Here is a 23,185-nt window from a genome sequence, read left to right as displayed (position 1 = left end):
CTCCATTACACACATTTCACCGGCTGCCGGATGACGGTTTTCAGCTTTTCCGGCTTGCACCGCCGTACATCACTCAAATAGATCTCATGGTGGAACCGGCCCTGGCTGAAATCCGACGCATAGCCCTGTTCCGCGGCGTACGCCTCCATGGCCGCTACGGTGGCGGGCTCATCGTCATAGGGGCCCAGGTGCATACACTGGACGCACAGGCCCTCCTCCCAGGGGAAGAACTCCACCTTGGAGAAGTCTCGCTGCTTTTTCTCTCCGGCCTCCCAGACAGCCCAATCAAAGCCTTCTTCCGTTACAAAGTCCGGCAGGCGGATGAGGGAGATCCACCGAAAATCCGCCTTGCGGGTGTAGTCTACCCCCTGGACGCCCTCTTGCCACCATAGACCCTCCAGGGGCGGCACCACATAGTCGAAGTAACCCTCTAGCTGGTGCTTGCCCATCTTGCTCATTTTGATGGTATAGGCCAAGGTATAGAGTAATTCCAGGGCCTGTTTGTAGGCACCGTCCTCCTCATTTGGATCGCCCTGGCCACGCACGGCCAGGAAGTTCATGGCCGGTACCGTGACGATGCTCGGTGTCCTGGGGGGCAGATAAAATTCCTTGTACTCTTTCTTGTAGTCAAAGGCCACGGCTATTTCCTCCTTTTCTTTGGCTGGGCCTGAAGGGCCAGACAGGTGAGGCGGGTAAGAGCGGTCATGGTGTCCCGGTCGTCCACATCCTCCACCCAGATGTAGTCATTAGCCCCCTCATAGGGTGGAGCCTTGGGCAGATGGGGAAATGCCGCCTCCCCCGCCGGGGTGACCTTGACAAAAAGCTGGTCGTCACAGATGACGGCGAAGAACACCTCGTCGCAGTAGAGACCGTATTCCCCGAACATCTTCCGGCTGCGGATGGCTCCGGCTTCCCGTAGCTGCTCGGCCACATAGTCCACAAAATTCTTATGAGAGGCCATGATGATCCCCCTTTCGGTAACGATGGGCCAGTGTTTCGGTCAGTTCCCGTAGCTGCTCACGTAATTCTGCCGGCTCCAGCAGCTCCGCCTTGTCTCCAAAGGTCAAAACCCAGCTGAGCACGCTGTCCCCATCAGGAAAGCCGCCGGTGAAGCGCAGCTGTCCGTCCGGTTCCACGGTGAAACAGTCCGCCCCGTATTCCTCCACCAGCCGCCAGCGGCAGGATGGCTCAAAGAGAACGGTGACCTGGTATTTTACCGGAAAGACCTGTTCCGGTTCCAGGTTGGGCAGGGGGGCGCAGCGAGGAGCAAAGGCTTCACCGCTGGTAAGCTCCGTCATACGGTTGAGCTTAAACAGGCGGAAATCCTCCCGCATTTGGCACCAGCCCCACACATACCAGGTGGACCAGTGGAACACCAGATAATAGGGCTCCACGATGCGCACCGATTCCTCTTTGGGAGAGAAATAGGTGAAACGGATGGTGCGGTGCTGCTCCATGGCCCATTGGATTCGCTCGATTTTCGGCGGCAGACTGGACTTGTACCAGGAAGCCAGGTCAATGAGCATATGTGCGCCGCCAGCTACCAGTCCGCCTGTCCCAGCAGACAGCTTCTCCATCAGCTGGGTGTAACGCCGGGTGCCACTGACGCTGTCCAAACTCCGCAGTCCCGCCAGAATGGCCTGCATTTCCGGGGCAGTGAGTACCGTGCGGTCCACCCGGTAGCCCTCCATGATGGAGATGCCGCCCCCAGAACCCTGAGTAGTAGCGATGGGGATGCCTGCCCGGCACAGGGACTCAATGTCACGCTGGATGGTCCGGCGGGACACCTCGAACTGCTCCGCCAGCTCCGGGGCGGTGACCTTCTCCCGCTGGAGCAAAATGGACAGGATGCCGATAAGCCGCTCCATTTTCATGGGATCCACCGCCTTTCCTGATTCTGACTGCATTATAGCACAAGAACACGACAACTGTGTGTCATGTTTCTCAAAGAATTGCAGCGGCTCATATCGTATGGTATCATAGTCCCACTAAGACCGTCAGGCAGAGGATGGATCACGCCATGAAAATCAGAAAAGTGGAAACCGACAAAAAGAGATACCTGGATTTGCTGCTGCTGGCCGACGAGCAGGAGGACATGATCGACCGCTATCTGGAGCGGGGAACCATGTATGTGTTGGAGGACGACGGCGTCAAGGCCGAATGTGTGGTGACGGACGAGGGAGACGGCATCCTGGAGCTGAAAAACCTCGCCGTGGAGCCTGCCTTTCAGGGCAGGGGCTACGGAAAGAACATGGTGGACTTCCTTGTCCGTACTTACAAGGAGCAGTATACGGTGCTGCAGGTGGGCACCGGAGACAGCCCAGCCACCATCCCCTTTTATGAATCCTGCGGATTTCGTAGGCACCATCTGGTCAAGAACTTTTTTACTGACCACTACGACCACCCCATCTACGAGTATGGGGTGCAGCTGGTAGACATGCTGTACCTGCAAAGGGAGCTGAGCCTGTAGGCGTATCAGTATTTAACAAGCTATATACAAAGAATAGCGCCTTCCGGAATCTGCGGGTTTCGGAAGGCGCTTCTTAGGCTTATTTTGCAATTTGATACTTGATGCGATTGCCGTATTTTGCAGAGCGCAGCAACCCAAGTTTTTCAAACTTGAGTACAAATCCACGGATGGTAGCATAGGCCGCATTGCCAAAGTCCTTTTCCAGCTGCTTGGTGGAGAACTGGCCCTCACCATAAGCGGTGAGGACAAACTGCCACAGGGCTTGTTCCTTTTCCGTGACATCGCCCCGGGACAAAGCATTCTGGAAGGTTTCTGTGGTGTTGGAATCCGGCAGAGCCGAGGCCAGCTTGTGGTACACATTTTCAATGAAATAGGTCAGGAAAGGCGTCACATCCATGACCCCGCTGATCTTCGCATTCTGCTCTGCCAACGTGTAGGCGTTGTAGTAACCCCGGCGGCTCTTCTCCACATACTCAGACAGGGGGACAAACAGAGCGGAGGAATACCGCTGCTGCACCAGATACCACAGGTGTATCAGTCGGGCCATTCTGCCGTTGCCGTCAAACCAGGGATGCAGGTAGGCGATATAGAAGTGGATGAGCGCCGCTTTCAGCAGGTCGTTTATGGCGGATTCCTGATGGATAAACTCCACCAGATTCCCCATATACTCCGGCAGCATCTGCCAGGGAAGGCCGGTGTGTTCCACTTTGTCACCCACGATATACACGCTGTCATGGCGGTATTTATGGCCGGGCAGGAGCTGATCCGCCTCCGGTAAAAATGCCCCAATGGTGAGCTCATAGAGCTGGTGGATGCTCTCCTCGCTGATCGTATGCTGAGGATCACTGATAAACTCCAGCCCCTTCTTCATGCCGTAGATACGGTTCTCACTCTCGCTTACGGGGGCGTAGCCGGACAAAATCCTGCGGACGCTGTCCCGTGAGGTGTCGATCTGCTCGATGGAGAAGGTGGAGAGGATTTCGTCCTCCATAGCCTTTCTGCCATAGACCCGGCTGCTGCTCTGGGGTGTCAGCAGCACCTTGGCCGCCGACAGCTGAACCTGGGCAACAGAATCCAGATAGACCAGATTCTTGCCATTGAAATCTTTCAGCGGCAGCGGCTTATAAAAACCGCTGTCAAGCAGTGCCACAAATTCCTTCAGATCAGCCTGAGGGTATTTGTAGCCAAGTTTTTTCAGGTCGATAATGCTTTTGTCGGAGAGCATCTTGGCAAACAATCCGGCGTCCATGGTGTTCACCTCTGATATAACATAGTATCAATTAGTATCAGTATAACAAAGGATATCCACCGTTGCAAGCGTTTATACAAGTATGGTGCCCCTGGATCATCTGTTGAGATTCAGCGGGCGGTTACTCGTCCGTGGGGTCATCCGAAATCATGCCGGCTGCCGCCGTTGGAACCCAGTGCCTCAAAGGCACAGACAATCTCCTCGATTTGCTGAAAGCATTCGCTGTCTGCCAATGTGTTATCCTCCAGGATGGCTTTAATTTTGCCCAGGGCCTTATAACATTCCAGCTCCACAATCTCTGTTACGTCTGTATGGATGAGTTCCGGAAAGGAGACCTGGATTTTTTCGTTTGCCAACACATGACAAAGGATTTCCTGATACAGTTCCATGTAACCACCGCCGTAGTACTTATAAGTTCTACAAACAACATTGTAATGAAAATTTGCGGTATCGTCAATAGTATCAATTAGTACTAAAGGCGGTGGGCGGTATGTTATTTCAACGACTGAGAGATTTGCGGGAGGACAGGGATTTGCGGCAGGAGGATGTGGCCGAAATTTTAGGGATTAGCCAGACGGTGTATTCCCGCTATGAGCGTGGATTTCAGACGATTCCGGTGATTCATCTTCTGAAATTGGCAGACTACTATAAGGTGTCCACGGATTATATCCTCGGGCGAACCAACAACAGTAAGCCGTATGATGCAAAATGAATAATCCCGAATACAAACTTGATAAAACGCAAAAAACCGCCTGAACAGGCGGCTTTTTGATTAAAATATGGGATTTCAAACTTCGAAAGTCGTCACGCCAAATTATCGTACTTGCTTCATCATTAGTCCGTGGCGATTGCAGTAACAGTATAGATATCCTCGCCCTTGAAATCGAAATCTGCATGTTGCATTTCCTTCTGGATACAGCTTTACTATTTGAAGCTTTTCGGATGTCACATAGGTCAAAAAGGAAATGTAGTGGGATTTTGTCATGGGATGGTGGACCGTGATGAAATGCTCCTCTTCTGCCGGTTCAATCTGGATCTCGTGGAGTTCGTCCAACGCTTCAGGCTCCAAGGCCGGAAGAGACACACCGCAGCAGCTAATGACGGTATCTCCCAGGGTATGAATCAATTGCCACAGATGGGACAGACATACAGCTTGGAGCCAAGCAGATTGCCGGATTTAACCGCATCGCCCTTCATCAGTTCCATGACAGAGACACCGAGGGCGGCGGAAAGCGGCTCGAGGAGCGAGATATCCGGAAGCCCTTTTGCGGTCTCCCACTTGGAAATGGTCTTGCTACTGACATCGATCTTGTCTGCAAGTTCTGCCTGCGTCATCTTTTTCTGCTCGTGCGTGAGATATGATCTTTGCAGAGAAGCCCTGCTGATAAAAATCTTGGCGTAGAAGTTGGATAGAGATATAATAGAAATAAACGGAAACAGGGGCTGAATTAGACAAATTTTGAGTGTATCAGAGATGGGATGTGTGAAATATTTATGGAGAAAATTTTTTACCAGAAGTTGTTTAGTGCTATTTGTGATGCAATCGATGTTGCAAAGTCAGTGGAAACGGAAAATCAGTCATATAATATCTTCGAGGTTCTGAAGATTCAGGACAAAGAGGTGCTGATTTGTCGCTTGTTGGGAGATTTGCTGGATCCGAGCGGTAGGCATTGTTTAGGTGAAAAGCCGTTGGCCATTTTCCTCAGGCAAATAGGATATGACAGGGCATTTTCCAGTGAGGAACTTCGATCTGCTAGAGTTGTTTTGGAGGAAGTGATTGATGAAAATCGCAGAATTGATCTAGTCATATATGTTAAGAACTTTGTCCTCCCTATTGAGGTGAAAATTTGGGCGGGAGACCAAAAGAATCAGTTGCGTGATTATTATTTCCACTTTGAAAAAGAGAATCAAAGTCATATAGATAAAATTTGTTATTTAACTCCCGATGGACGAGAGCCATCTCCATATAGCTGCAATGGGCTGTCGCTGGATCAGATTCAGATACTGTCATTCCGAGATGATATCGCAGCATGGCTCGACGAAGTGTTGGGGGTGGTGGAAAATCAGCGAATCCGTACGACATTAGAAGAGTTTAGAGAGGTGATTAAAAGCATGTATAAAGAAAACCGTATTTTCAATGAGCTGATTGACATTCTGAAACTGGGGAAAGACGATGGATTTCTATCAAATGATGCGATAAAGGCGGTAGTTGCCATCCTAAGTGCAAATGAAAATGAGCAACTGTGGGAGAATATTAGAAGAGCGTACTTGCGACACGCATTGCGGTTTGATACCTCCGAATACGAGTTGGTAGACGATGACAGAAGAGTAAAGGACGGTCACAGTATATTTGTTGTGAAAAAACAGGGGAAAACAGTTGCTTGGATTTGTGTGGACACCAATTTGTACATAGTAGCTGAACGTATTAAAACTGAGAATCGGGGATGTTGGAGTGGTGATAACGACTACTATTGGAGATATCTATGTCCGAATGGCTTGAAAAAAACGTATGCACTAAAAAAAGCAAACCTTCAGATTTTGAACTATGATTCTATTGAATTAGGAGAATATCTTGATGAGATAGATCTATCTGGGGCAGTGGTCTGCTGAAGAGGGGGACTGTGGACTTGCTGTATCATCAATCCGTGGTGGTTTACAGCAGTGGTGATAGACAGAAAATACCTTCCATTGAAAATAACGGATTTTCAATGGAAGGTATTTTGTACCCTATGTTATTGATTCCACCGCCGCCGGTCCCACTCCTTTTTCAGAATGGCGTACTGCATGGTGTTTTCGTATTTGGGGGTGCCGTCTGGATTGTTTACAAAGGAGATGAATTCCAGGAACACGCCCTCCCGACGCATGCCCAGTTTTTCACACAGATGCTGGCTGGAAAGGTTGTAGTCCTCTGTGTAGGCGTAAATGCGCCTTGCATTCTTTTGGGAGAAGAGGTAGTCAAAGAAAGCGTATGCCGCCTCAAAGGCGTAGCCCTTGCCCTGGTAGGCCTCGTTGAGCATCCAGCAGGGGCTGAAGGTGTCCCGTGGGGCGTCCTGGTCTGCGTGGGGCTCGCCCGCCTCCGGGTAGGCGTCGATCTCCCCAATGACCTTGCCGCTGTCCTTCAGAGTAATGGCGAAGTAGTACTCCGTCTCGCCCAGGCGCTTTTTCACTTCTGCCTGCGCCTCATCCAGAGAGTGTAACTTCATGCTGGCGAAGCAGTTGACTGCAGGCGCTCTCAGATATTCATAGACATCAGCTGCATCGCTCTCTAAAAACGGGCGCAGAATCAGCCGTTTTGTCTCGATCACCATACTTTACTACCTCCATCAAATGAAACTGTGGTACGGCGGTACCTGTATCCACAGGCCGATGTTTTCACCAGTGCAATTCGCATTTTCCGGAAGTGTGCTGAAACTTCCATTGCAGATAGTATCGGCTGGTTTCACCATCCAGATGAATCGACTGGGAGGGATTTTGCCTGTTGAGTTTCAAAAGCGGCTGCTTTTTCTGATCCAACAGAAGGACTTCCGCCTCGCCTTTGGCCAGTTGGACATCCAATGTAAATGTGTAAGTCCTGTTTTCATAAAAGCGCCCCATATGCCTGACCCATCCGGTGCAGGTGTCCAGCTTCACCTTGTCTCCGGTTTTCCCCGGCAGAAACATAAACAGGATCGCTTGGATACATTTCGTGGTCGCAATTGCGCCCCAATAGTAAGGCAAGCCCTTAAATTTCATGCGCCCGTCCTCCTGAATATCGTGTCTCTCCCTATTGTGCGGTTATTCTGAGCATATAATGCTGTAAAGTTAAAAAATCCGCCAAAATCAAAAGATCTTGGCGGATTTTTGGTCCGAGTGGAGAGACTCGAACTCCCGACATCCTGCTCCCAAAGCAGGCGCGCTACCAACTGCGCTACACCCGGATATTTTCGCTTACAGGCTTATATTATAGCGGATTTCCTTGCCCTTGGCAAGAGTTTATGATATGATTTTCTCGACTTTCTTTGAATGGTACGAGGTGAAGCCAATGAGAATGCGGAAAAAGAAGAACTTGGACCGGCGCATGGAGAACTGTGCCGATTTGTGGATTAAAAATCCCGCTGCCCAGCGGGGCAAGTGGCGGGAGCTGATGCCCCAGGCCCAGGGGGTGCGTCTGGAGCTGGGCTGCGGCAAGGGACGATTCACCGCCGAGACAGCGGCGGCCAACCCCCAGGACCTGTATGTGGCGGTGGAGCGGGTGCCCGACGCCATGGTGATCGCCATGGAGCGGTGCCGGGAGAAGGGGCTGCACAACGTCTTTTTTATTGACGGTGATGCCGCCTGCCTCAGCGATTACTTCGCCCCCGACGAGGTGGACCTGCTGTACATCAACTTCTGTGATCCCTGGCCCTCCGTGAAGCACTCCCGCCGCCGTCTCACCCACGAGAATTTCCTGCGTGGGTATCGCCAGGTGCTGCGGGACGGGGGCGAGATCCACTTCAAGTCGGACAACCGGGACCTGTTTGAGTGGTCCCTGTTCCAGTTCCCCAAGGCCGGGTTTGAGCTGTCTCAGGTCACCCGCAATCTCCACGAGCACGGCATTTGCGGTGTGATGACCGACTACGAGGAGAAGTTCCACAACCTGGGCACCCCCATCAACCGCTGTGTGGGCACCAAGGTGGCCCTGCCTGATATGCCGGTGGTGGATGCCCTGAGCCAGCGCCTGCCTCAGTTTGAGATTCGCCGGTGGGAGGAGGAAGACCTGCCCGCCGTTCTGGCCCTGATGGAGGGGAACGCCGCCTATTATGAGATTCAGAACCAGGGCCAGCCCACCATCCACAGCATCCGGGAGGATATGGCCACCCTGCCGCCCCGGTGCATCCAGGAGCAAAAGCATGATTTGGGCCTGTGGCAGGAGGGCAAGTTGGTGGGAATTCTGGACCTGGTGGAGGGATATCCCCGGGAGCGTACCCTGTGGGTGGGCTTCTTTATGGTGGACGCCAACCTGCATCGCCAGGGCGTGGGACGGGCTGTGGCCCAGGCTCTGCCCGGAGCAGCTGCCGACGCCGGAATGGACAGCATCCGCCTGGGCTGCCTGAAAGGCAACACCAAGGGCCACGACTTTTGGCTGGCCATGGGCTTCCAGGACCTGCGGGACGGCGAGGTCCGGGGAGGCAGCGCCGTTTGGATTATGGAACAGCTGGCCGAACACGAATAAAGCCAAGAACCCACATAGCAACGCAAGAAGGAACAATCATCTTGCATGGTCTAAAAGCCCTCGGCAGAGTTTTCCCGCCCGGGGGCGGGAAAATAAATCGAAATCCGTTTTTTCCGGGGACATGCGCATCGGAAAAAACACTTCTCAGCCCGCCAGTGTGGAATCGGGTCGTCCTTTGACCCGATTATGCATGCAGCGGGCTGCATCCCCTCGAAAAAATGCTGGCATTTTTGAGAAGCGTGTCGAATTACTTCGACACGCAAACAAGAAACTGGTCTTTCTTGAGGGAAAGACCAGTTTCTTGCATCTTAGAGGGGGAGCAACACGTGATAGATCATCATGAAGTGGGCCACGGAGCCCAGCACAATGAACACGTGGAAAATCTCGTGACAGCCAAACCGGGGATTGTCCCGGGCGGGCCACTTCAGGGCGTAGAGCACGCCGCCAATGGTGTAGAGAATGCCGCCGGACAGCAGCCACAGCACGCCGGACATTCCCAAGGTGAGGTAGAGGGGATAGATGGCCACCAATGCCAGCCAGCCCATGGCAATGTAGATGGTGGAGGTGAGCCAACGGGGGCAGTTGATCCAGGCCAAGGTCATCACCAGCCCAGCAATGGCCAGGACCCAGATGATGCCGAACATGGACCAGCCCCAGGGCCCCCGCAGGGCGGTGAGACACACCGGGGTGTAGGTGCCCGCAATGAGGAAGTAGATGGAGGCGTGGTCGTACTTCCGCAGCGCAATGCGCTTGGCGGCGGTGGTGTGCACCGAGTGGTAGAGGGTGGAGGCGGTATATAGTCCGATCATGGACGCTCCATAAATGGAGAACGAGACCAATTTCCAGGCGTCAGCACCGGTGATCACTGCCTTTACCAGCAGCAGAACCGTGCCCAGGATGGCCAGCGCCGCACCAATTCCGTGGGTGATGGCCGACCAGGGGCGCAGTCCGTCGAAGGGCGTGCGGCCATGCTCCTGGGGACGTCTCCGGGGACGGGGCAGGGCGTCAAAGGGGTCAGGTGTGAGTGCGTCTTCCATAGTGACACCATCCTTTCTGAGAGCTCATTATAACATATTCGCTTTGTGATATCAAGGTCAATATGACTAAATATAATAATAAAAACTAGATTGAAAGAAGTGACATTGAATCTATACCTGGTGTGTGCTATAATCATAAAATTAGATGAACACCCGCAGGAGGAGAGCGTATGGGAGAGTGCCTGGGACTGTATTTACACATTCCATTTTGCCGCAGCAAGTGTGATTACTGTGATTTTTACTCGCTGGCAGGGCGGGAAGACCGGATGGACGACTACCAAAAAGCGCTCCTGCGCCACATTGTGGAGAGTGCGGAGGCGGCCCGCAGTTTTTCCGTCAACAGCATCTACATCGGAGGGGGCACCCCCACCTGGTACGGAGAAAAGCGCTTGGCGGAGCTGCTGCACACCATCAAACGCCGCTTCACCCTGTCCAAGGATGTGGAAATCACCATCGAGGCCAACCCGGACAGCGTGGATGAGAAGATGCTGCGCCACCTGCGCCGAGCGGGTGTGAACCGCATTTCCATGGGGATGCAGTCCGGCTGTGACCAGGAGCTGCAGGCCGTGCACCGTCCCCACACCTATCGCCAGGTGGTGGACGCGGTGACGGCGGTGCGCCGGGCCAAAATTACCAACCTGAACCTGGATTTGATTTACGGCCTGCCGGGGCAGACCGAGGAGAGCTGGCACAAGACGGTGGAAAAGGCGCTGATTCTCAACCCAGAGCACCTGTCTTGCTACGGGCTGACGGTGGAGGAGGGGACTCCTCTGGCCCAGCGTGTGGCTCGAGGCGAGCAGCTGCCCGACGAGGACCAACAGGCGGCCCTGTACCTGTGGACGGTGAAGCGCCTGGCCGAGGCCGGGTACGAACAGTATGAGATCTCCAACTTTGCCAAGCGGGGCTATCAGTCCCGGCACAATATGAAATACTGGATGGGGCACCCCTATATGGGGCTGGGCGCTGCGGCCCACTCGGATTTCGGCGGGCGGCGGTATTCCTTCCTCTCCGACCTGGACCAGTACATTGACCATATGCTCCAGGGGGACGCGGTGGTGGATGAGTCGGAGCAGATCACCCGGCGCGAGCGGGGCAGCGAATACCTGATGCTCCGCATGCGCACCGTCCACGGCATTGAGGAGTGGGAGTACCGGCGGGAGTATATGATGAACTTCGAGCCCATCGCCGCCAAGCTGGCGGAGTTTGAGCAGCGCGGCTGGGCCCGCCGCCGGGGACGCCGATGGCAGTTTACCCCAGAGGGCTTCCTCTTATCCAATCAGCTCATTGGGCAGCTGTTGGAACTGCAGGAAAATGCCTCCCTGGGTGGGATGCTGGAGCGGGTGCGCCGCAACCGAGAGGCTCAGAAAGAGAACAAAGAATCAAAAGAATCCTGAGAAATCCATGGGGCAGGGAGCGCCGAATGCCGCTTTCTGCCCCACTGCTATGATGAATTCATAAAAAATGGGTATACTCTCTGTGAGGTGAGAACCCATGAACATGAGCAATGAGGAATATCAAAAGTATGTGATGGCCATGGCCAAATCCTCCCCCACCGCCAAAAATCTGGTGTGGGCCTTTTGCGTGGGGGGCGGCATCTGTGCGTTGGGCCAGGGGCTGAGTACCTTATATGAACGTTGGGGAGCGGGGGAGAACGCCCTGCCGCTGGTGTCTCTGACCCTGGTGTTCGTGGCCGCCCTGCTCACAGGTCTGGGCGTGTTTGACGACATCGCCCGGAAAGCGGGGGCCGGAACCCTGGTGCCCATCACGGGATTTTCCAACGCTATGGTGTCCCCGGCCCTGGAGTTTCAAAGCGAGGGGCGCATCACTGGAACCGGGGCCAAGCTGTTCACCGTGGCCGGGCCCGTGCTGGCCTATGGGGTGTTTTCCAGTGTGATATACGGGTGCATCTCTCAGCTGCTCCGGTGAGAAAATTGCCCTGCCGCCGCCGTGGGAAAGACACGTGCTTCCCCACGGCGATTTTTATTTGTGTTGTGCAAAATGACGAATCGGACACAAAAGTTTTTAATATGGAACCAAATGAAATTTATTTTTTTACTGAATAAATACACGAATTTCCGCAAAAATATGAAATTGCACCCATTACTTCTGCAAGTTAAATTGGGAAAGAAAAGAGAGCTGTAAAAAATTTAAAAATTTCGAAACACACTGTTTACTTTGTCTAACTTAATATGGTAAGATTCACTCATAATTGGATAGAATGGATTGTTACCGCAAGGGCAAAACCGGATTGACCAGAAGACTATGAAGACCATGTAGTAGTTGCTCCTGGCGGTCTGGCTTTTTTTGTTTTTTGTGGGAAGCTCCAGCGTCCAAAATAAGATAAGGAGGAAGCGAAATGAGACGGCAAACAAGACAAGCGAGTCAGGCCCATATGGGACGCAGACTCACTGCGGCCGCCTTGGCCGCGGTCATGGGCGCGGGTTGTGTGGCAATGACCCCCTTCCAGGCCCAGGCCGAGGACACGGGGAGTACCGGGTATGAGATTTACCCCAATCCCCATGTGATGACCTATACAGGTGGAGACTACATTGTTAAAAATGAAGTCAACGTGGTGTTCGAGGACGGCATCGACCAGTACACCAAGGACCGCCTGGACGAGGTGCTGGACCTGAAGGGGGACATCACCTACACCACCTCGGACGAGATGGTCAACGGTAAGACCAACATTCTGGTGGGTATCAACGGCTCCGGCGGCTACGTGGACAGCTACGCCAAGGAGAACCTGGAGGTGACCACCGACGGGCTGTTTGACGAGCTGGATTCCTATGTCCTGGACAACCAGAACGGCGTGATCACCGTGCTGGGCCGGGACACCGACGCTGCGTTCTACGGCCTGACCAGCCTGTACCACGTGTTCACCCAGATGGACAGCTACACCATCCAGGAGTTCCACATGGAGGACTGGGCCGACGTGGCCAGCCGTGGCTTCATCGAGGGTTACTACGGAAACCCCTGGAGCACCGAGGACCGTGAAAACCTGATGACTTGGGGCGGCTACTACAAGCTCAACTCCTATTTCTATGCGCCCAAGGACGACCCCAAGCACAATGCTCAGTGGCGTTCTCTCTACACCCAGGAGGAACTGGAGACGAAAATCAAGCCTCTGGCTGAGGCAGGCAACGCCTCCAAGTGCCGCTTTGTGTTTGCGCTGCACCCCTTTATGTACAATGCGGTGCGCTTCAACACCGAGGAGAACTACCAGGCTGACCTGGCTGCCGTTCAGGCCAAGTTTGCCCAGGTCATCGAGGCCGGTGTGCGTCAGATCGCCATTCTGGCCGACGACGCCGCTCACGTGGGCAACGACAACTATGTCCGCTTCCTCACCGACATGAGCGATTGGCTGGTGGAGATGCAGAAGACCTATCCCGATCTGAAGACCACCCTGCCTTTCTGCACCCAGGAGTACATGGGCTGGGGCCAGTCCTACTATGCCCAGTTCCCCGAGAACGTGCAGATCGTCATGACCGGTGGTAAGGTCTGGGGCGAGGTTACCGATAACTTCACCTCTTCCTTCACCAACACCGTGGGCCGCGGTCCCTACATGTGGATCAACTGGCCCTGCACCGACAACTCCAAGAAGCACCTGATCATGGGTGGTTACTCTGACTTCCTCCAGATCGGTGTCGACCCGGATAACATCCAGGGCATCGTACTCAACCCCATGCAGCAGTCTGAGCCCAGTAAGGTGGCCATTTTCGGCAATGCCTGCTATTCCTGGAACATCTGGGAGACTCAGGAGGAGGCTGACAAGGCTTGGGACGCTTCCTTTGCCTGCGTGGACCACAACACTGTCATTCCCAATGACGCCTCCAATGCTCTGCGTGAGCTGTCCAAGCACATGATCAACCAGAACATGGACAGCCGTGTGCGCGTGCTGCAGGAGTCTGTGGAACTCAAGCCCATTCTCAACTCCTTCAAGGAGAAGCTGACTGCCGGTACCGTCACCGTGGACGATGTGGACACTGTGATGGCCGAGTTTGAGCTGCTCCAGGAGGCCGCCAAGACCTACCGGGCCAAGGCTGGCAACACCGATGTGAAGGACCAGATCGTGTACTGGCTGGATTGTTGGGACGATACCACCGCTGCTGCCATCGCCTACCTCAACGGTGTGAAGGCTGTGCTGGCGGGCGACACCAGCAACATCCTCAAGTATAACTCCGAGGGTAAGACCGCTTTTGACAGCTCCAAGAACCACCCCTTCTGGTATCTGGACCACAATGAGTACGCCGAGGTGGGCGTGCAGCACATTGTGCCCTTCATCAAGACCCTGGCCAACTATGTCTCTCAGTCTGCGGAGACCGCCATGGATCCCAGCAAGGTGATTGCCAACTTCATCACCAACCGTACCGACACCCCCACTGGTGACGTTGCTAATATCTTTGATGGAAGCGACAGTACCGGCATGACGTTTAAAACTCCCAATGCCATTGCTGAGGGCGAGTATGTGGGACTGCTGTATAACAAGGTCATCGATGTGAACAACATCCGCATCACCATGCAGGGTCAGGCCGATCACTTTGAGCACTCCAAACTCCAGTATACCACCGATGGAAAAGAGTGGGTTGATATTGAGCTGCGTGAGGGAGAGAATCAATTCGATGTGCCGAGAAATCAGCCCTTCGAAATCTCCCTGGATGAGGATGCACTGCCCCAGGATTTCCAGGCTATGGGCGTGCGCCTGATCACCACTCAGGCCAACAGCGGTGCTTGCTGGTTGGATCTCAGAGAGTTCCAGATCAACGCTCAGGACAGCGAGCCTGAGGTCACTGAGGGTACCTATTCCACCAACCGGGATCGGATGAACGGCACCGCTTGGGACGTGCTCAACGATGGTGCTAACGGCGGCGCCAGCGCCAGCGAGGTGTGGCTGTCTGTGGCCAGCGGCACCGACAAGGACGGCCTGCCCGCCGGCTCCTACATCCAGTACACCCTCACTGAGCCCATGAAGCTGTCCAGCGTCACCTTCGCTCAGGGCGGCTCCGCTGCCGGCGACGTGATCACCGACGGCTCCATCCAGTACCTGGATGATGAGGGCAACTGGCAGACCATCGCCGAGGTCAACGGCGACAAGGTTCAGACCTTCGATTTCTCTGATGAGGACATCACCACCACCGCTGTGCGTGTGCAGAACGATGCCTTTAAGAAGATTTGGTGGCGTGTGGGCGAGTTCAACGTGGAATTCTCCGCCGACACCTCCAGCAAGCCCATTGAGTACAACATCATCCGCACCGAGCGCTGGACTGTCTATCAGGGCAAGGAGGCCAACCTGTACGACGGCAACGACGGCACCTTCGTCTGGTACGATCCCGATGGGTCCGGCAACACCACCGGCGACGACTTCATGGTGGACGACTTCCTGGGTTACAACCTGGGCAAGGTTGCCAAGCTGGACAGCGCTCACATTGTGGTGGGCAACGGCAGCAGCAGCGACAAGCTGAAGGTGTACACCATCGAGACCTCCGTGGACGGCCAGGAGTGGACCGCTGTGCCTGACTATGAGCGCTACGAGGGCAAGGCCAGCGGCACCGACGTGCTGGACATCGACCTGGACGGCGTTCAGGCTCAGTACATCCGCATCCGCAACCTGGTGCAGCAGGGCTCTTGGGGCCAGTTCAGTGAGTTCACCGTCACTGAGGTGCTCAACCAGTCCGGCTCCACCGAGAACCTGTACACCAATGTGGAGACCAACATCCTCTCCAACGCCTCCGAGGGCCAGGTGGACCTCACCAACGGCACCGCCACCCTGAACACCGGCGATTACGTGGGTGTGGACCTGGGCAACATCAAGGCTGTCACCGGCGTGACCACCTCCGAGCTGCCCCAGGGCGTGACTCTGGAGACCTCTATGAACGGTGTGACCTGGACCGCTTACACCGCCAAGTCCGCCACCGACGCCCGCTATGTGCGCGCTGTCTCCTCTGCTGACGGCGTGGTGCTCAACCTCACCGAGTTCGTGGTTTCCTACGAGTTCGTGGGCGAGAAGACCGTGGAGAGTAACTTCGCCATTCAGGACACTTCCTCCGATATGAGAAACAACGGTACCGTGAAGAACGTGTTCGACGGCGACCTGTCCACTCTGGGCATGATCACTGGCACCCAGGACGTTGGCAAGACCATCACCTTCGATCTGGGCCAGACCATCCGCTTCTCCTCTCTGCGCTACTACATCGTGGAGACTCAGCTCAACTACCCCCGTCACGTGAAGTTTGAGGTTTCCGCCAACGGCGAGGACTGGACCGAGGTCCTGGTCATCGGCGACGGCGACTTCGAGAACGTGTGGGACAACTCCGTGGCCAAGGACATGCAGGACAAGACCCTGTATCACGACAGCAAGAACCCCGGCTACATGTACGCCGAGGCCACCGGTCTGGACGTGGATGGCCGCTACATCCGTGTCACTCCTCTGAGCACCTACAGCCACAGATGGCTGGGCTTCAGCGAGATTCAGATCAACGGCGGCGAGTACATCTCCCCCGAGAGCAACCGCGACATCGTCAGCGCTGACGTGGAGCAGAAGGGCATGATCCCCTCCAACGCTCTGGACGGTGACTACACCACCACCTATAAGTCCAGCGCTACCAACAGCTCCTTCACCTACCGCATCTCTGAGCCCACCGGCCTGACCTCCATCCGTCTGGTGCAGCTGGGCGCCATCTCCAACGCCACCGTCACCGCTCAGTATGTGGGCGAGGACGCTGCTGTGGAGCTGGGCACTCTGAACCAGGCCATCAACGAGTTCAAGCTGGACACCGGCAAGACTCTGGAGAGCATCACCGTGTCTTGGACCGACACCATCCCCGAGATCGCCGAGATCGTCACCTCCACCCAGGCTGTGGGTCAGGTGAATAAGGACGAGCTGAAGGCCGCTCTGGATGCCACTCAGCCCACCGACACCTGGACCGATGACAGCGTTGCTGCCTACGAGGCTGCCAAGGCTGTGGCTCAGGCCATGTATGAAAACGACAACGTCACCCAGTCCATGGTGGACTCCGCTCTGGGCTCTCTGAACAGCGCCGTGAACAATGCTGTGCTCAAGGCCAGAAACGTGGACGAGCTGCAGGGTCTGGTGGACAACAAGGTCACCAACGACAACAACGTCTACACCACCTTTAGCTTCATGACCTACTCCTCCGCCATGGAGGACCTGGAGGCTGCTCTGGCCGACGCCGGCAACCTGTCCCAGGAGAAGGCCGACCAGCTGAAGGCCGCTGTGGAAGAGGCTCAGGCCGGTCTGGTGTACTCCACCCGGAACCGTGAGCTGGCTCAGCTGGCTGTGGCTGGCTACGAGAACATCGTGGCTGAGGACTACACCGCTGAGAGCTACGCCGCTGTCACCGCTGCCAAGCAGGCCATTGACGAGCTGGTTGCTCAGGATCTGGCCGCTACCAGCAACGACCAGCGTGTGGACCCCGTGAAGTTCCTGGAGGCCAAGGCTGCCTATGAGGCCGCCGTGGACGCTCTGGTGCCCGCTGGCGAGGCTCAGCCCGGCAACAAGGACCTGCTGCAGAAGACCTATGAGTACGCTCTGACCCTGTCCACCGAGGGTGTCACCGACTCCGCCAAGGCCGCCTTTGAGGCCGCTGTGGACAACGCCAAGACCGTTCTGGACAACCCCAACGCCACTCAGGACGAGATCAACGCCGCTTGGGACGCTCTGCTGGAAGGCATCTGGGGTCTGGGTCTCACCCAGGGCGACAAGACCATGCTGGAGCAGCTCATCGCCAAGGCTGAGAGCATGCTGCCCGACGAGGACAAGTATGTGGCTGACAACTGGCAGATGCTGGTTGACGCTCTGGATGCCGCCAAGAAGGTCATGGACGACGGCGACGCCATGGACGAGGACATCCAGCCCGTGGCTGAGGACCTGCTCAACGCCATCCTGGCCCAGCGCTTCAAGGCTGACAAGTCCATCCTGGAAGAGCTGATTGCCAAGGCCGAGGCCATGGACCTCAACGGCTACAACGGTGCCAGCGTGGGCGCCTTCCGCTCCGCTCTGGCTGCCGCTCAGGCCGTTCTGGCTGACGAGAGCCTCACTGAGGACGATCAGGCCAAGGTGGATACCGCAGTGATGAACCTGCTCACCGCCATGGAGAACCTGACTGCTGAGGGCGAGATGCCCACCCAGCAGCCCTCTCAGACTCCCGCTCCCACCACCCAGCCCGATGACGGCAAGGTGCCCCAGACTGGTGATACCATGAATGTGGCTGCCTACCTGTTCACCGCTGTGGTGTGCGCGGCCGGTCTGGCTGTGCTGGCTATCTTCCGCAAGAAGAACGCCTAATTCCCCCTAGCATCAAAAATTGCCCTGGGCGCAAAGCCCAGGGCAATTTTTTCCTTGCAAGAGGGGGAAAAATCGGGTACTCTGAATGGAGAACCAAACGCAGGGGGAATACCCAACATGAAACGATTGACAACTGGAATCATGGCCCACGTGGACGCCGGGAAAACCACCCTCACCGAGGCCATGCTCTATTTGACGGGCAACATCCGCCGCCTGGGCCGGGTGGACCACGGGGACGCCTTTCTGGACACCCAGGAGCTGGAGCGGGAGCGGGGCATCACCATCTATGCCAAACAGGCCATCTTGCGCCGGGGGGACCTGGAGCTGACCCTGGTGGACACCCCGGGGCACGTGGACTTCTCCGCCGAGACGGAGCGGGCCCTGCAAGTGCTGGACTGCGCCATCCTGGTGGTCAGCGCCGCCGACGGGGTCCAGGGCCACACCGAAACCCTGTGGCAGCTGCTGGAGGAGGCGGGGGTGCCCGTCTTTCTCTTTGTCAACAAGATGGACCAGCCCAATGAGGGCAAGGCCGCCATCCTCAAACAGCTGGAGGGACGGCTGGGCCACGGCTTTGTGGATATGGCAGACCCGGAGGCCCGAGGGGAAGGGGCAGCTCTGTGCAGCGAGGCGCTCATGGAGCGGTACCTATCTGGGGAGGAATTTACCCAGGAGGAGCTGGCGGCCCTGGTGGTGCAGCGGCAGCTGTTCCCGGTGTACTTCGGCTCCGCCCTCCAAGTGGAGGGGGTGGAGGAGCTGCTGGACGGCATCCAGGCCTATACCCTGGAACCGGAGTGGCCCCAAGACTTTGGGGCCCGGGTCTTTAAAATCACCCGGGATGAGCGGGGGGAGCGGCTCACCTGGCTCAAAGTCACCGGAGGCCAACTTCGGGTGCGAGAGGTGCTCCACGGCCCGGACTGGGAGGAGAAGGTCAACCAGATTCGCCTCTACTCCGGGGCCAAATTCACTGCGGTGGACGTGGCCCCCGCCGGGACGGTGTGCGCCGTCACAGGCCTGACCCGCACCGCAGCGGGGGAGGGCCTGGGGGCAGAGGAGAACTGGACCGGTCCCCGGCTGGAGCCGGTGCTCTCCTATCAGGTGATTCCCCCGGAGGGGGTGGACGCCTCCACCTTGCTGGAGCGGCTGCGCCGCCTGGAGGAGGAGGACCCCCAGCTGCAAGTGGAGTGGGAGCCACATGCAGAGCAGGTGCGAGTGAAACTCATGGGCAAGGTGCACCGGGAGGTGCTGGAGCGGGAGCTGCGCCGCCGTTTTGACCTGGATGTCACCTTTGGCCCCGGCAGCATCGTCTACCTGGAGACCTTGGCCAAGCCTGTGGAAGGTGTGGGCCACTTTGAGCCCCTGCGCCACTACGCCGAGGTGCACCTGCTCCTGGAGCCTCTGGAGCGGGGGGCGGGACTGCAAATTGACACTGTGTGCTCCGAGGACGTGCTGGACGGCAACTGGCAGCGGCTCATTCTCACCCACCTGGTGGAGCGCCAGCATGTGGGGGTGCTCACCGGGTCTCCCATCACCGATTTGAAGCTGACCCTGCTGACCGGCAAGGGCCACTTGAAGCACACCGAGGGAGGCGACTTCCGCCAGGCCACCTATCGGGCCATCCGTCAGGGCTTGATGATGGGGGAGACCATCCTGCTGGAGCCCTGGTATGCCTTCCGCCTGGAGGTGCCGGGGGAGAGCGTGGGCCGGGCCATGACCGACGTGCAGCGCATGTGCGGAGAGTTTGAGGGCCCCCAGATGCGGGGGGAGACGGCGGTGCTCACCGGGTCCCTGCCCGTGTCCGAGGTGGGGGACTACTGGAGCCAGGTGGCCGCCTATACCCAGGGCCGAGGCCGGTTCTCGTGCCGCCTGGACGGATACCGCCCCTGCCACAACACCCAGCAAGTGGTGGAGGAGCGGGGCTACGACCCAGACCGGGATGTGGACAACCCCTCGGGCTCGGTGTTCTGTGACCACGGGGCGGGGGTGCACGTGCCCTGGAATGAGGTGCGCTCCCACATGCATGTGGACAGCGGCTGGCTGCCAGAGGAGGAGCGGGCCCGCAAGGCCCAGCCCGCCCCCCAGTTCCAGCGGGGCTACGCCTCCCAGGTGGCCCTGGATAAGGAGCTGGAGGAGATCTTTGCCCGCACCTATGGGGCGGTGAAGCCCCGGGCCTTCCACTCGGTAAAGGCCACCACCAAGCCCAAGGAGCGGCCCTGGAAGGGGCTGAAACAGCGGACGGGGAAGGACTACCTGCTGGTGGATGGATACAACATCATCCACGCCTGGGAGGACCTGTCCGCCCTGGCCCGAGAGGATTTGGACGGGGCACGAGCCAAGCTCATTGACTTGCTGCGCAACTACCAGAGCTGGCGAGGATGTCAGGTCATCGTGGTCTTTGACGCCTACAAGGTCAAGGGCGGCAAAGGAGCGGTGGAACAGCTGGGGGACCTGTACGTGGTGTACACCAAGGAGGCGGAGACCGCCGACATGTACATTGAGCGCACCACTTACCAGCTCAGCCGGGACAACCGGGTGCGGGTGGCCACCTCCGACGGCCTGGAGCAGATGATCATTCTGGGCCACGGGGCCCAGCGTATGTCCGCCGCCGAGCTGAAATACGAGACGGATCAGGTGATGGCCCAGATTCGAGATACTATAGGATAATAAAAGACCTCCACAACTGGCTTCCCGGTTGTGGAGGTCTTTTCATCACAGCGACAGCACAAATTGCAGTGCCGTCCGGGGCGTGGTGGACCCGTGGTGCCGCTCCCAGGCGATGGCCCGCTGGTGGAGCTGCTCCTGGGGCAGGGTGCACCCATGCTGGGCGGCAAACAGGTCTACCAGGTCCAAGAACTCGCCCCGGCTCAGGCCCTGGTACAGGATGCGCAGGCCGAAGCGGTCGGCCAGGGAGGTCTTCTCCCGGATGGTCTCGTTGCGGTCCATCTCGTCCCCCGCCCGCTCCGAAATGGTCTGCCGCACCAGATGGCGGCGGTTGGAGGTGGCATAGATAGCCACGTTCTGGGGCCGACGCTCCACGCCCCCCTCCAAAATGGTTTTCAACACCGAGTAGGTGGGGTCGTCCCGGTCAAAGGTGAGGTCGTCGATGAAGATGATAAACTTCAAGGGCTGCCCCTCCAGAGAGCGGATGAGGGCAGGCAGGCCGGACAAGTTCTCCTTGTCCGCCTCAATGAGGCGCAGCTGCTCCATCCCTGGCAGGGTGAGCAGGTGCTTGACGGTGGCGGACTTGCCGGTGCCGCTCTCGCCATAGAGCAGCACGTTGTTGACGTATTTCCCCGCCAGCAGGGCCCGGGTGTTCTGCACCACCTGGTTGCGGTGGTGCTCGTAGCCCATGAGCTGTTCACTGGTGGGACAGTCGGGGTGGGGCACCGGGATGAGGGTGCCGTCCTCCCACACAAAGGCCTTGTGCCGGGCCAGGAGGCCCACACCCTCCCGGAGATAGGCCTGGCGCAGGGGGGCTAGGTGCAGGGAGAAGGTGGGCTCGTCGGGCCAGGGGAGCAGCTGGGACAGCAGGGGGCGCAGCTGGGCCGGGGTGGCCTGGGCCACAGCGTCCAGCCACTGCTGACTGGGAATGGCGCTGACGGCCCGCAGCGTGTCAATGTCCAGCTTGGCGGCATACTCCAGGTGCTCCGGGCAGTCCCCCTTTGCCATGGCGGTGGGGTAGGGCCCCTGGGACCAGCGCAGGGCCTCATAGAGCCAGTGGCCCAGGCTGGGGCTGCCGGAGCGCTGCATCTCATAGAAAAGCTGGCTGTAGTGTTGGGCGGCGGTCAGGCCGTCCCCTGTCTCCAGGGCCTGGGACAGCTTGGACAGGGCCACCAGCACCGGCTGGTCCAGCAGGTCCCGGTAGACGGAGAGGGTGGACAGACCGATATGAACATGGGAGAGTTCCATGGAAAACACCTCGTCGTTTCTCTAGTGTGATAAAGTCATTATACAAGTTTTTTCCTCCTATGGCAATGGGGAGAAAAGTGTGCTATACTCAGGGAAATGAGACGAGGAGGTCTTGTGGTATGGAACTCATGGAAAAAACACTCACCAGCAAGCTGGTGTATGACGGCGGCCTTCTGAAGGTCCACTACGATACGGTGGAGCTCATCAACGGCCGTACCTCCTGGCGGGAGGTCATCCGCCACCCCGGCGCTGTGGTCATGGTGCCCATTGACGATGAGGACAACATCTACCTGGTGCGCCAGTACCGCTACCCCTATGCCAAGGTACTCCTGGAAGTGCCCGCCGGCAAGCTGGAGTACGGCGAGGACCACTTTGAGGCGGCCAAGCGGGAGCTCAGCGAGGAGATCGGCGCCGAGGCCCGGGAGTGGATTCCCATGGGTGAGATGCTGCCCACCCCCGGCTTCTGCGACGAGCTCCAGCACGTGTACCTGGCCCGTGGCCTCACCTTCGGCCAGATGCACCCCGACGAGGACGAGTTCCTGGAGCGGGTGAAGATGCCCCTGTCTGAGGCGGTGGAGATGGCCATTGATGGCCGCCTGGAGGACAGCAAGACGGTGGCCTCCATTCTGCGGGCCGCGGGTCGGCTCAAGAAGCTGTAAAAAGGTCGGGCAGCTGCCCGGTGCGCCTGCGGTATTGAACCAGCTCAAATTGGATAAAGGCGGCAATCAAAATAAGCCCCGCCGCCAGCACCTCCCACTGGGCAGCGCAATGCTCTGCGGCGTTGGCGGGGTCTGTCTCGTTTAGAGCCTTGAGAGCCTGGGTGAGAAAGAACCCGGAGCTGCCCAGGGTGAGGGCGGTCTCGCCGCAGCGCAGGGGATAAAACCCGGTGGTCTGTCCGGCCTCCGCCCGGTATAGGGTGTGCACTGCCATCAGGGCGGCCACCAGCACCGCCATCAGAAAGGAAAAGTCGGAATCGGCACTCCGGTCGGGACTGGTGGGCTGGTCCATGCATCTACCCCCTTTTCGCTAT

General features: G+C 57.2%; 21 protein-coding genes and 1 tRNA gene. 9 read left to right on the top strand and 13 right to left on the bottom strand.

Features of this window, described 5'->3' with window-relative positions:
- Positions 1–5: 5 nt before the first annotated feature.
- Genes B5F22_RS05140 through B5F22_RS05130 form a run of 3 tightly spaced genes read right to left on the bottom strand, consistent with a single transcriptional unit; the run spans position 6 to position 1,874 of the window.
- Positions 6–638, bottom strand: a complete 633-nt coding sequence (locus B5F22_RS05140) for a GyrI-like domain-containing protein (protein ID WP_087391542.1) — start codon at positions 636–638, stop codon at positions 6–8.
- Between the two features lie 2 nt (positions 639–640).
- Positions 641–961, bottom strand: coding sequence for a TfoX/Sxy family protein (locus B5F22_RS05135; RefSeq protein ID WP_087370242.1), 321 nt, complete (start codon positions 959–961; stop codon positions 641–643).
- Complete coding sequence (locus B5F22_RS05130; protein ID WP_087391540.1) at positions 948–1,874, bottom strand: YafY family protein; 927 nt, start codon at positions 1,872–1,874, stop codon at positions 948–950. Before B5F22_RS05130 ends, B5F22_RS05135 begins: the two co-directional genes overlap by 14 nt.
- A 146-nt stretch (positions 1,875–2,020) precedes the next feature.
- On the opposite strand from B5F22_RS05130, the gene B5F22_RS05125 reads away from it, so the two are divergent.
- Positions 2,021–2,470: a GNAT family N-acetyltransferase gene (locus B5F22_RS05125; RefSeq protein WP_087391539.1), complete on the top strand. Its 450-nt coding sequence runs from the start codon at positions 2,021–2,023 to the stop codon at positions 2,468–2,470.
- A gap of 79 nt (positions 2,471–2,549) precedes the next feature.
- Here B5F22_RS05125 and B5F22_RS05120 read toward each other — a convergent pair whose 3' ends face one another.
- Both B5F22_RS05120 and B5F22_RS05115 read right to left on the bottom strand, forming a co-directional pair.
- The gene (locus B5F22_RS05120; protein WP_087391537.1) at positions 2,550–3,719 is read right to left on the bottom strand and encodes a Fic family protein; all 1,170 of its coding nucleotides are present in this window, start codon (positions 3,717–3,719) and stop codon (positions 2,550–2,552) included.
- A 137-nt stretch (positions 3,720–3,856) separates the two neighbouring features.
- The gene (locus B5F22_RS05115; protein ID WP_143482190.1) at positions 3,857–4,108 is read right to left on the bottom strand and encodes a hypothetical protein; all 252 of its coding nucleotides are present in this window, start codon (positions 4,106–4,108) and stop codon (positions 3,857–3,859) included.
- Between the two features lie 101 nt (positions 4,109–4,209).
- Between B5F22_RS05115 and B5F22_RS05110 the strand changes: the two genes are divergently transcribed.
- Positions 4,210–4,431 carry a helix-turn-helix transcriptional regulator gene (locus B5F22_RS05110; protein WP_087370250.1) on the top strand — a complete coding sequence of 74 codons (222 nt, stop codon included), beginning with the start codon at positions 4,210–4,212 and terminating at the stop codon, positions 4,429–4,431.
- A 102-nt stretch (positions 4,432–4,533) separates the two neighbouring features.
- Here B5F22_RS05110 and B5F22_RS12840 read toward each other — a convergent pair whose 3' ends face one another.
- Positions 4,534–4,704: a hypothetical protein gene (locus tag B5F22_RS12840; RefSeq protein ID WP_343223927.1), complete on the bottom strand. Its 171-nt coding sequence runs from the start codon at positions 4,702–4,704 to the stop codon at positions 4,534–4,536.
- A 137-nt stretch (positions 4,705–4,841) separates the two neighbouring features.
- Entirely contained in the window at positions 4,842–5,054 is a 213-nt protein-coding gene (locus B5F22_RS12835; protein WP_343223925.1) for a helix-turn-helix transcriptional regulator, read from the bottom strand.
- A 159-nt stretch (positions 5,055–5,213) separates the two neighbouring features.
- Between B5F22_RS12835 and B5F22_RS05100 the strand changes: the two genes are divergently transcribed.
- On the top strand, positions 5,214–6,329 hold the full coding sequence (locus tag B5F22_RS05100; RefSeq protein WP_158096626.1) for a PD-(D/E)XK nuclease family protein: 1,116 nt from the start codon (positions 5,214–5,216) through the stop codon (positions 6,327–6,329).
- Positions 6,330–6,451: 122 nt separating this feature from the next.
- Here B5F22_RS05100 and B5F22_RS05095 read toward each other — a convergent pair whose 3' ends face one another.
- The 3 genes from B5F22_RS05095 to B5F22_RS05085 all read right to left on the bottom strand — a co-directional run bounded on the left by B5F22_RS05095 (position 6,452) and on the right by B5F22_RS05085 (position 7,636).
- The gene (locus B5F22_RS05095; protein ID WP_087391529.1) at positions 6,452–7,027 is read right to left on the bottom strand and encodes a GNAT family protein; all 576 of its coding nucleotides are present in this window, start codon (positions 7,025–7,027) and stop codon (positions 6,452–6,454) included.
- 64 nt (positions 7,028–7,091) lie between these two features.
- On the bottom strand, positions 7,092–7,451 hold the full coding sequence (locus B5F22_RS05090; protein WP_087370254.1) for a hypothetical protein: 360 nt from the start codon (positions 7,449–7,451) through the stop codon (positions 7,092–7,094).
- Between the two features lie 109 nt (positions 7,452–7,560).
- Positions 7,561–7,636 (bottom strand) — tRNA-Pro (locus tag B5F22_RS05085).
- A 104-nt stretch (positions 7,637–7,740) separates the two neighbouring features.
- Between B5F22_RS05085 and trmB the strand changes: the two genes are divergently transcribed.
- Positions 7,741–8,910 carry a tRNA (guanosine(46)-N7)-methyltransferase TrmB gene (trmB, locus tag B5F22_RS05080; RefSeq protein WP_087391526.1) on the top strand — a complete coding sequence of 390 codons (1,170 nt, stop codon included), beginning with the start codon at positions 7,741–7,743 and terminating at the stop codon, positions 8,908–8,910.
- Between the two features lie 308 nt (positions 8,911–9,218).
- Here trmB and B5F22_RS05075 read toward each other — a convergent pair whose 3' ends face one another.
- On the bottom strand, positions 9,219–9,947 hold the full coding sequence (locus B5F22_RS05075) for a hemolysin III family protein (RefSeq protein WP_087370256.1): 729 nt from the start codon (positions 9,945–9,947) through the stop codon (positions 9,219–9,221).
- A 170-nt stretch (positions 9,948–10,117) separates the two neighbouring features.
- Between B5F22_RS05075 and hemW the strand changes: the two genes are divergently transcribed.
- The 4 genes from hemW to B5F22_RS05055 all read left to right on the top strand — a co-directional run bounded on the left by hemW (position 10,118) and on the right by B5F22_RS05055 (position 20,910).
- Positions 10,118–11,341, top strand: a complete 1,224-nt coding sequence (hemW, locus tag B5F22_RS05070) for a radical SAM family heme chaperone HemW (protein WP_087391524.1) — start codon at positions 10,118–10,120, stop codon at positions 11,339–11,341.
- Between the two features lie 97 nt (positions 11,342–11,438).
- A complete protein-coding gene (locus tag B5F22_RS05065) occupies positions 11,439–11,873 on the top strand; it encodes a SpoVA/SpoVAEb family sporulation membrane protein (RefSeq protein ID WP_087391521.1) in 435 nt (144 codons plus the stop codon).
- A 430-nt stretch (positions 11,874–12,303) separates the two neighbouring features.
- Entirely contained in the window at positions 12,304–18,249 is a 5,946-nt protein-coding gene (locus tag B5F22_RS05060; RefSeq protein ID WP_087391519.1) for a beta-N-acetylglucosaminidase domain-containing protein, read from the top strand.
- 117 nt (positions 18,250–18,366) lie between these two features.
- Positions 18,367–20,910, top strand: a complete 2,544-nt coding sequence (locus B5F22_RS05055) for a TetM/TetW/TetO/TetS family tetracycline resistance ribosomal protection protein (protein ID WP_087391517.1) — start codon at positions 18,367–18,369, stop codon at positions 20,908–20,910.
- 45 nt (positions 20,911–20,955) lie between these two features.
- On the opposite strand, the gene B5F22_RS05050 is transcribed toward B5F22_RS05055, so the two are convergent.
- A complete protein-coding gene (locus tag B5F22_RS05050) occupies positions 20,956–22,155 on the bottom strand; it encodes an ATP-binding protein (protein WP_087391515.1) in 1,200 nt (399 codons plus the stop codon).
- Positions 22,156–22,274: 119 nt separating this feature from the next.
- On the opposite strand from B5F22_RS05050, the gene B5F22_RS05045 reads away from it, so the two are divergent.
- The gene (locus B5F22_RS05045; protein ID WP_087233298.1) at positions 22,275–22,814 is read left to right on the top strand and encodes an NUDIX hydrolase; all 540 of its coding nucleotides are present in this window, start codon (positions 22,275–22,277) and stop codon (positions 22,812–22,814) included.
- Here the strand turns inward: B5F22_RS05045 and B5F22_RS05040 are convergent.
- Positions 22,801–23,163 carry a hypothetical protein gene (locus B5F22_RS05040; RefSeq protein WP_087370268.1) on the bottom strand — a complete coding sequence of 121 codons (363 nt, stop codon included), beginning with the start codon at positions 23,161–23,163 and terminating at the stop codon, positions 22,801–22,803. The two genes, B5F22_RS05045 and B5F22_RS05040, sit on opposite strands and share 14 nt — an antisense overlap.
- Between the last annotated feature and the right edge of the window lie 22 nt (positions 23,164–23,185).

The sequence above is a fragment of the Pseudoflavonifractor sp. An187 genome (genome assembly GCF_002160275.1).
GTDB lineage: Bacteria > Bacillota > Clostridia > Oscillospirales > Oscillospiraceae > Enterenecus > Enterenecus faecium.
The sequence above is the reverse complement of the archived record's forward strand: the minus strand, read 5'-3'. Positions and strand labels throughout refer to the sequence as shown.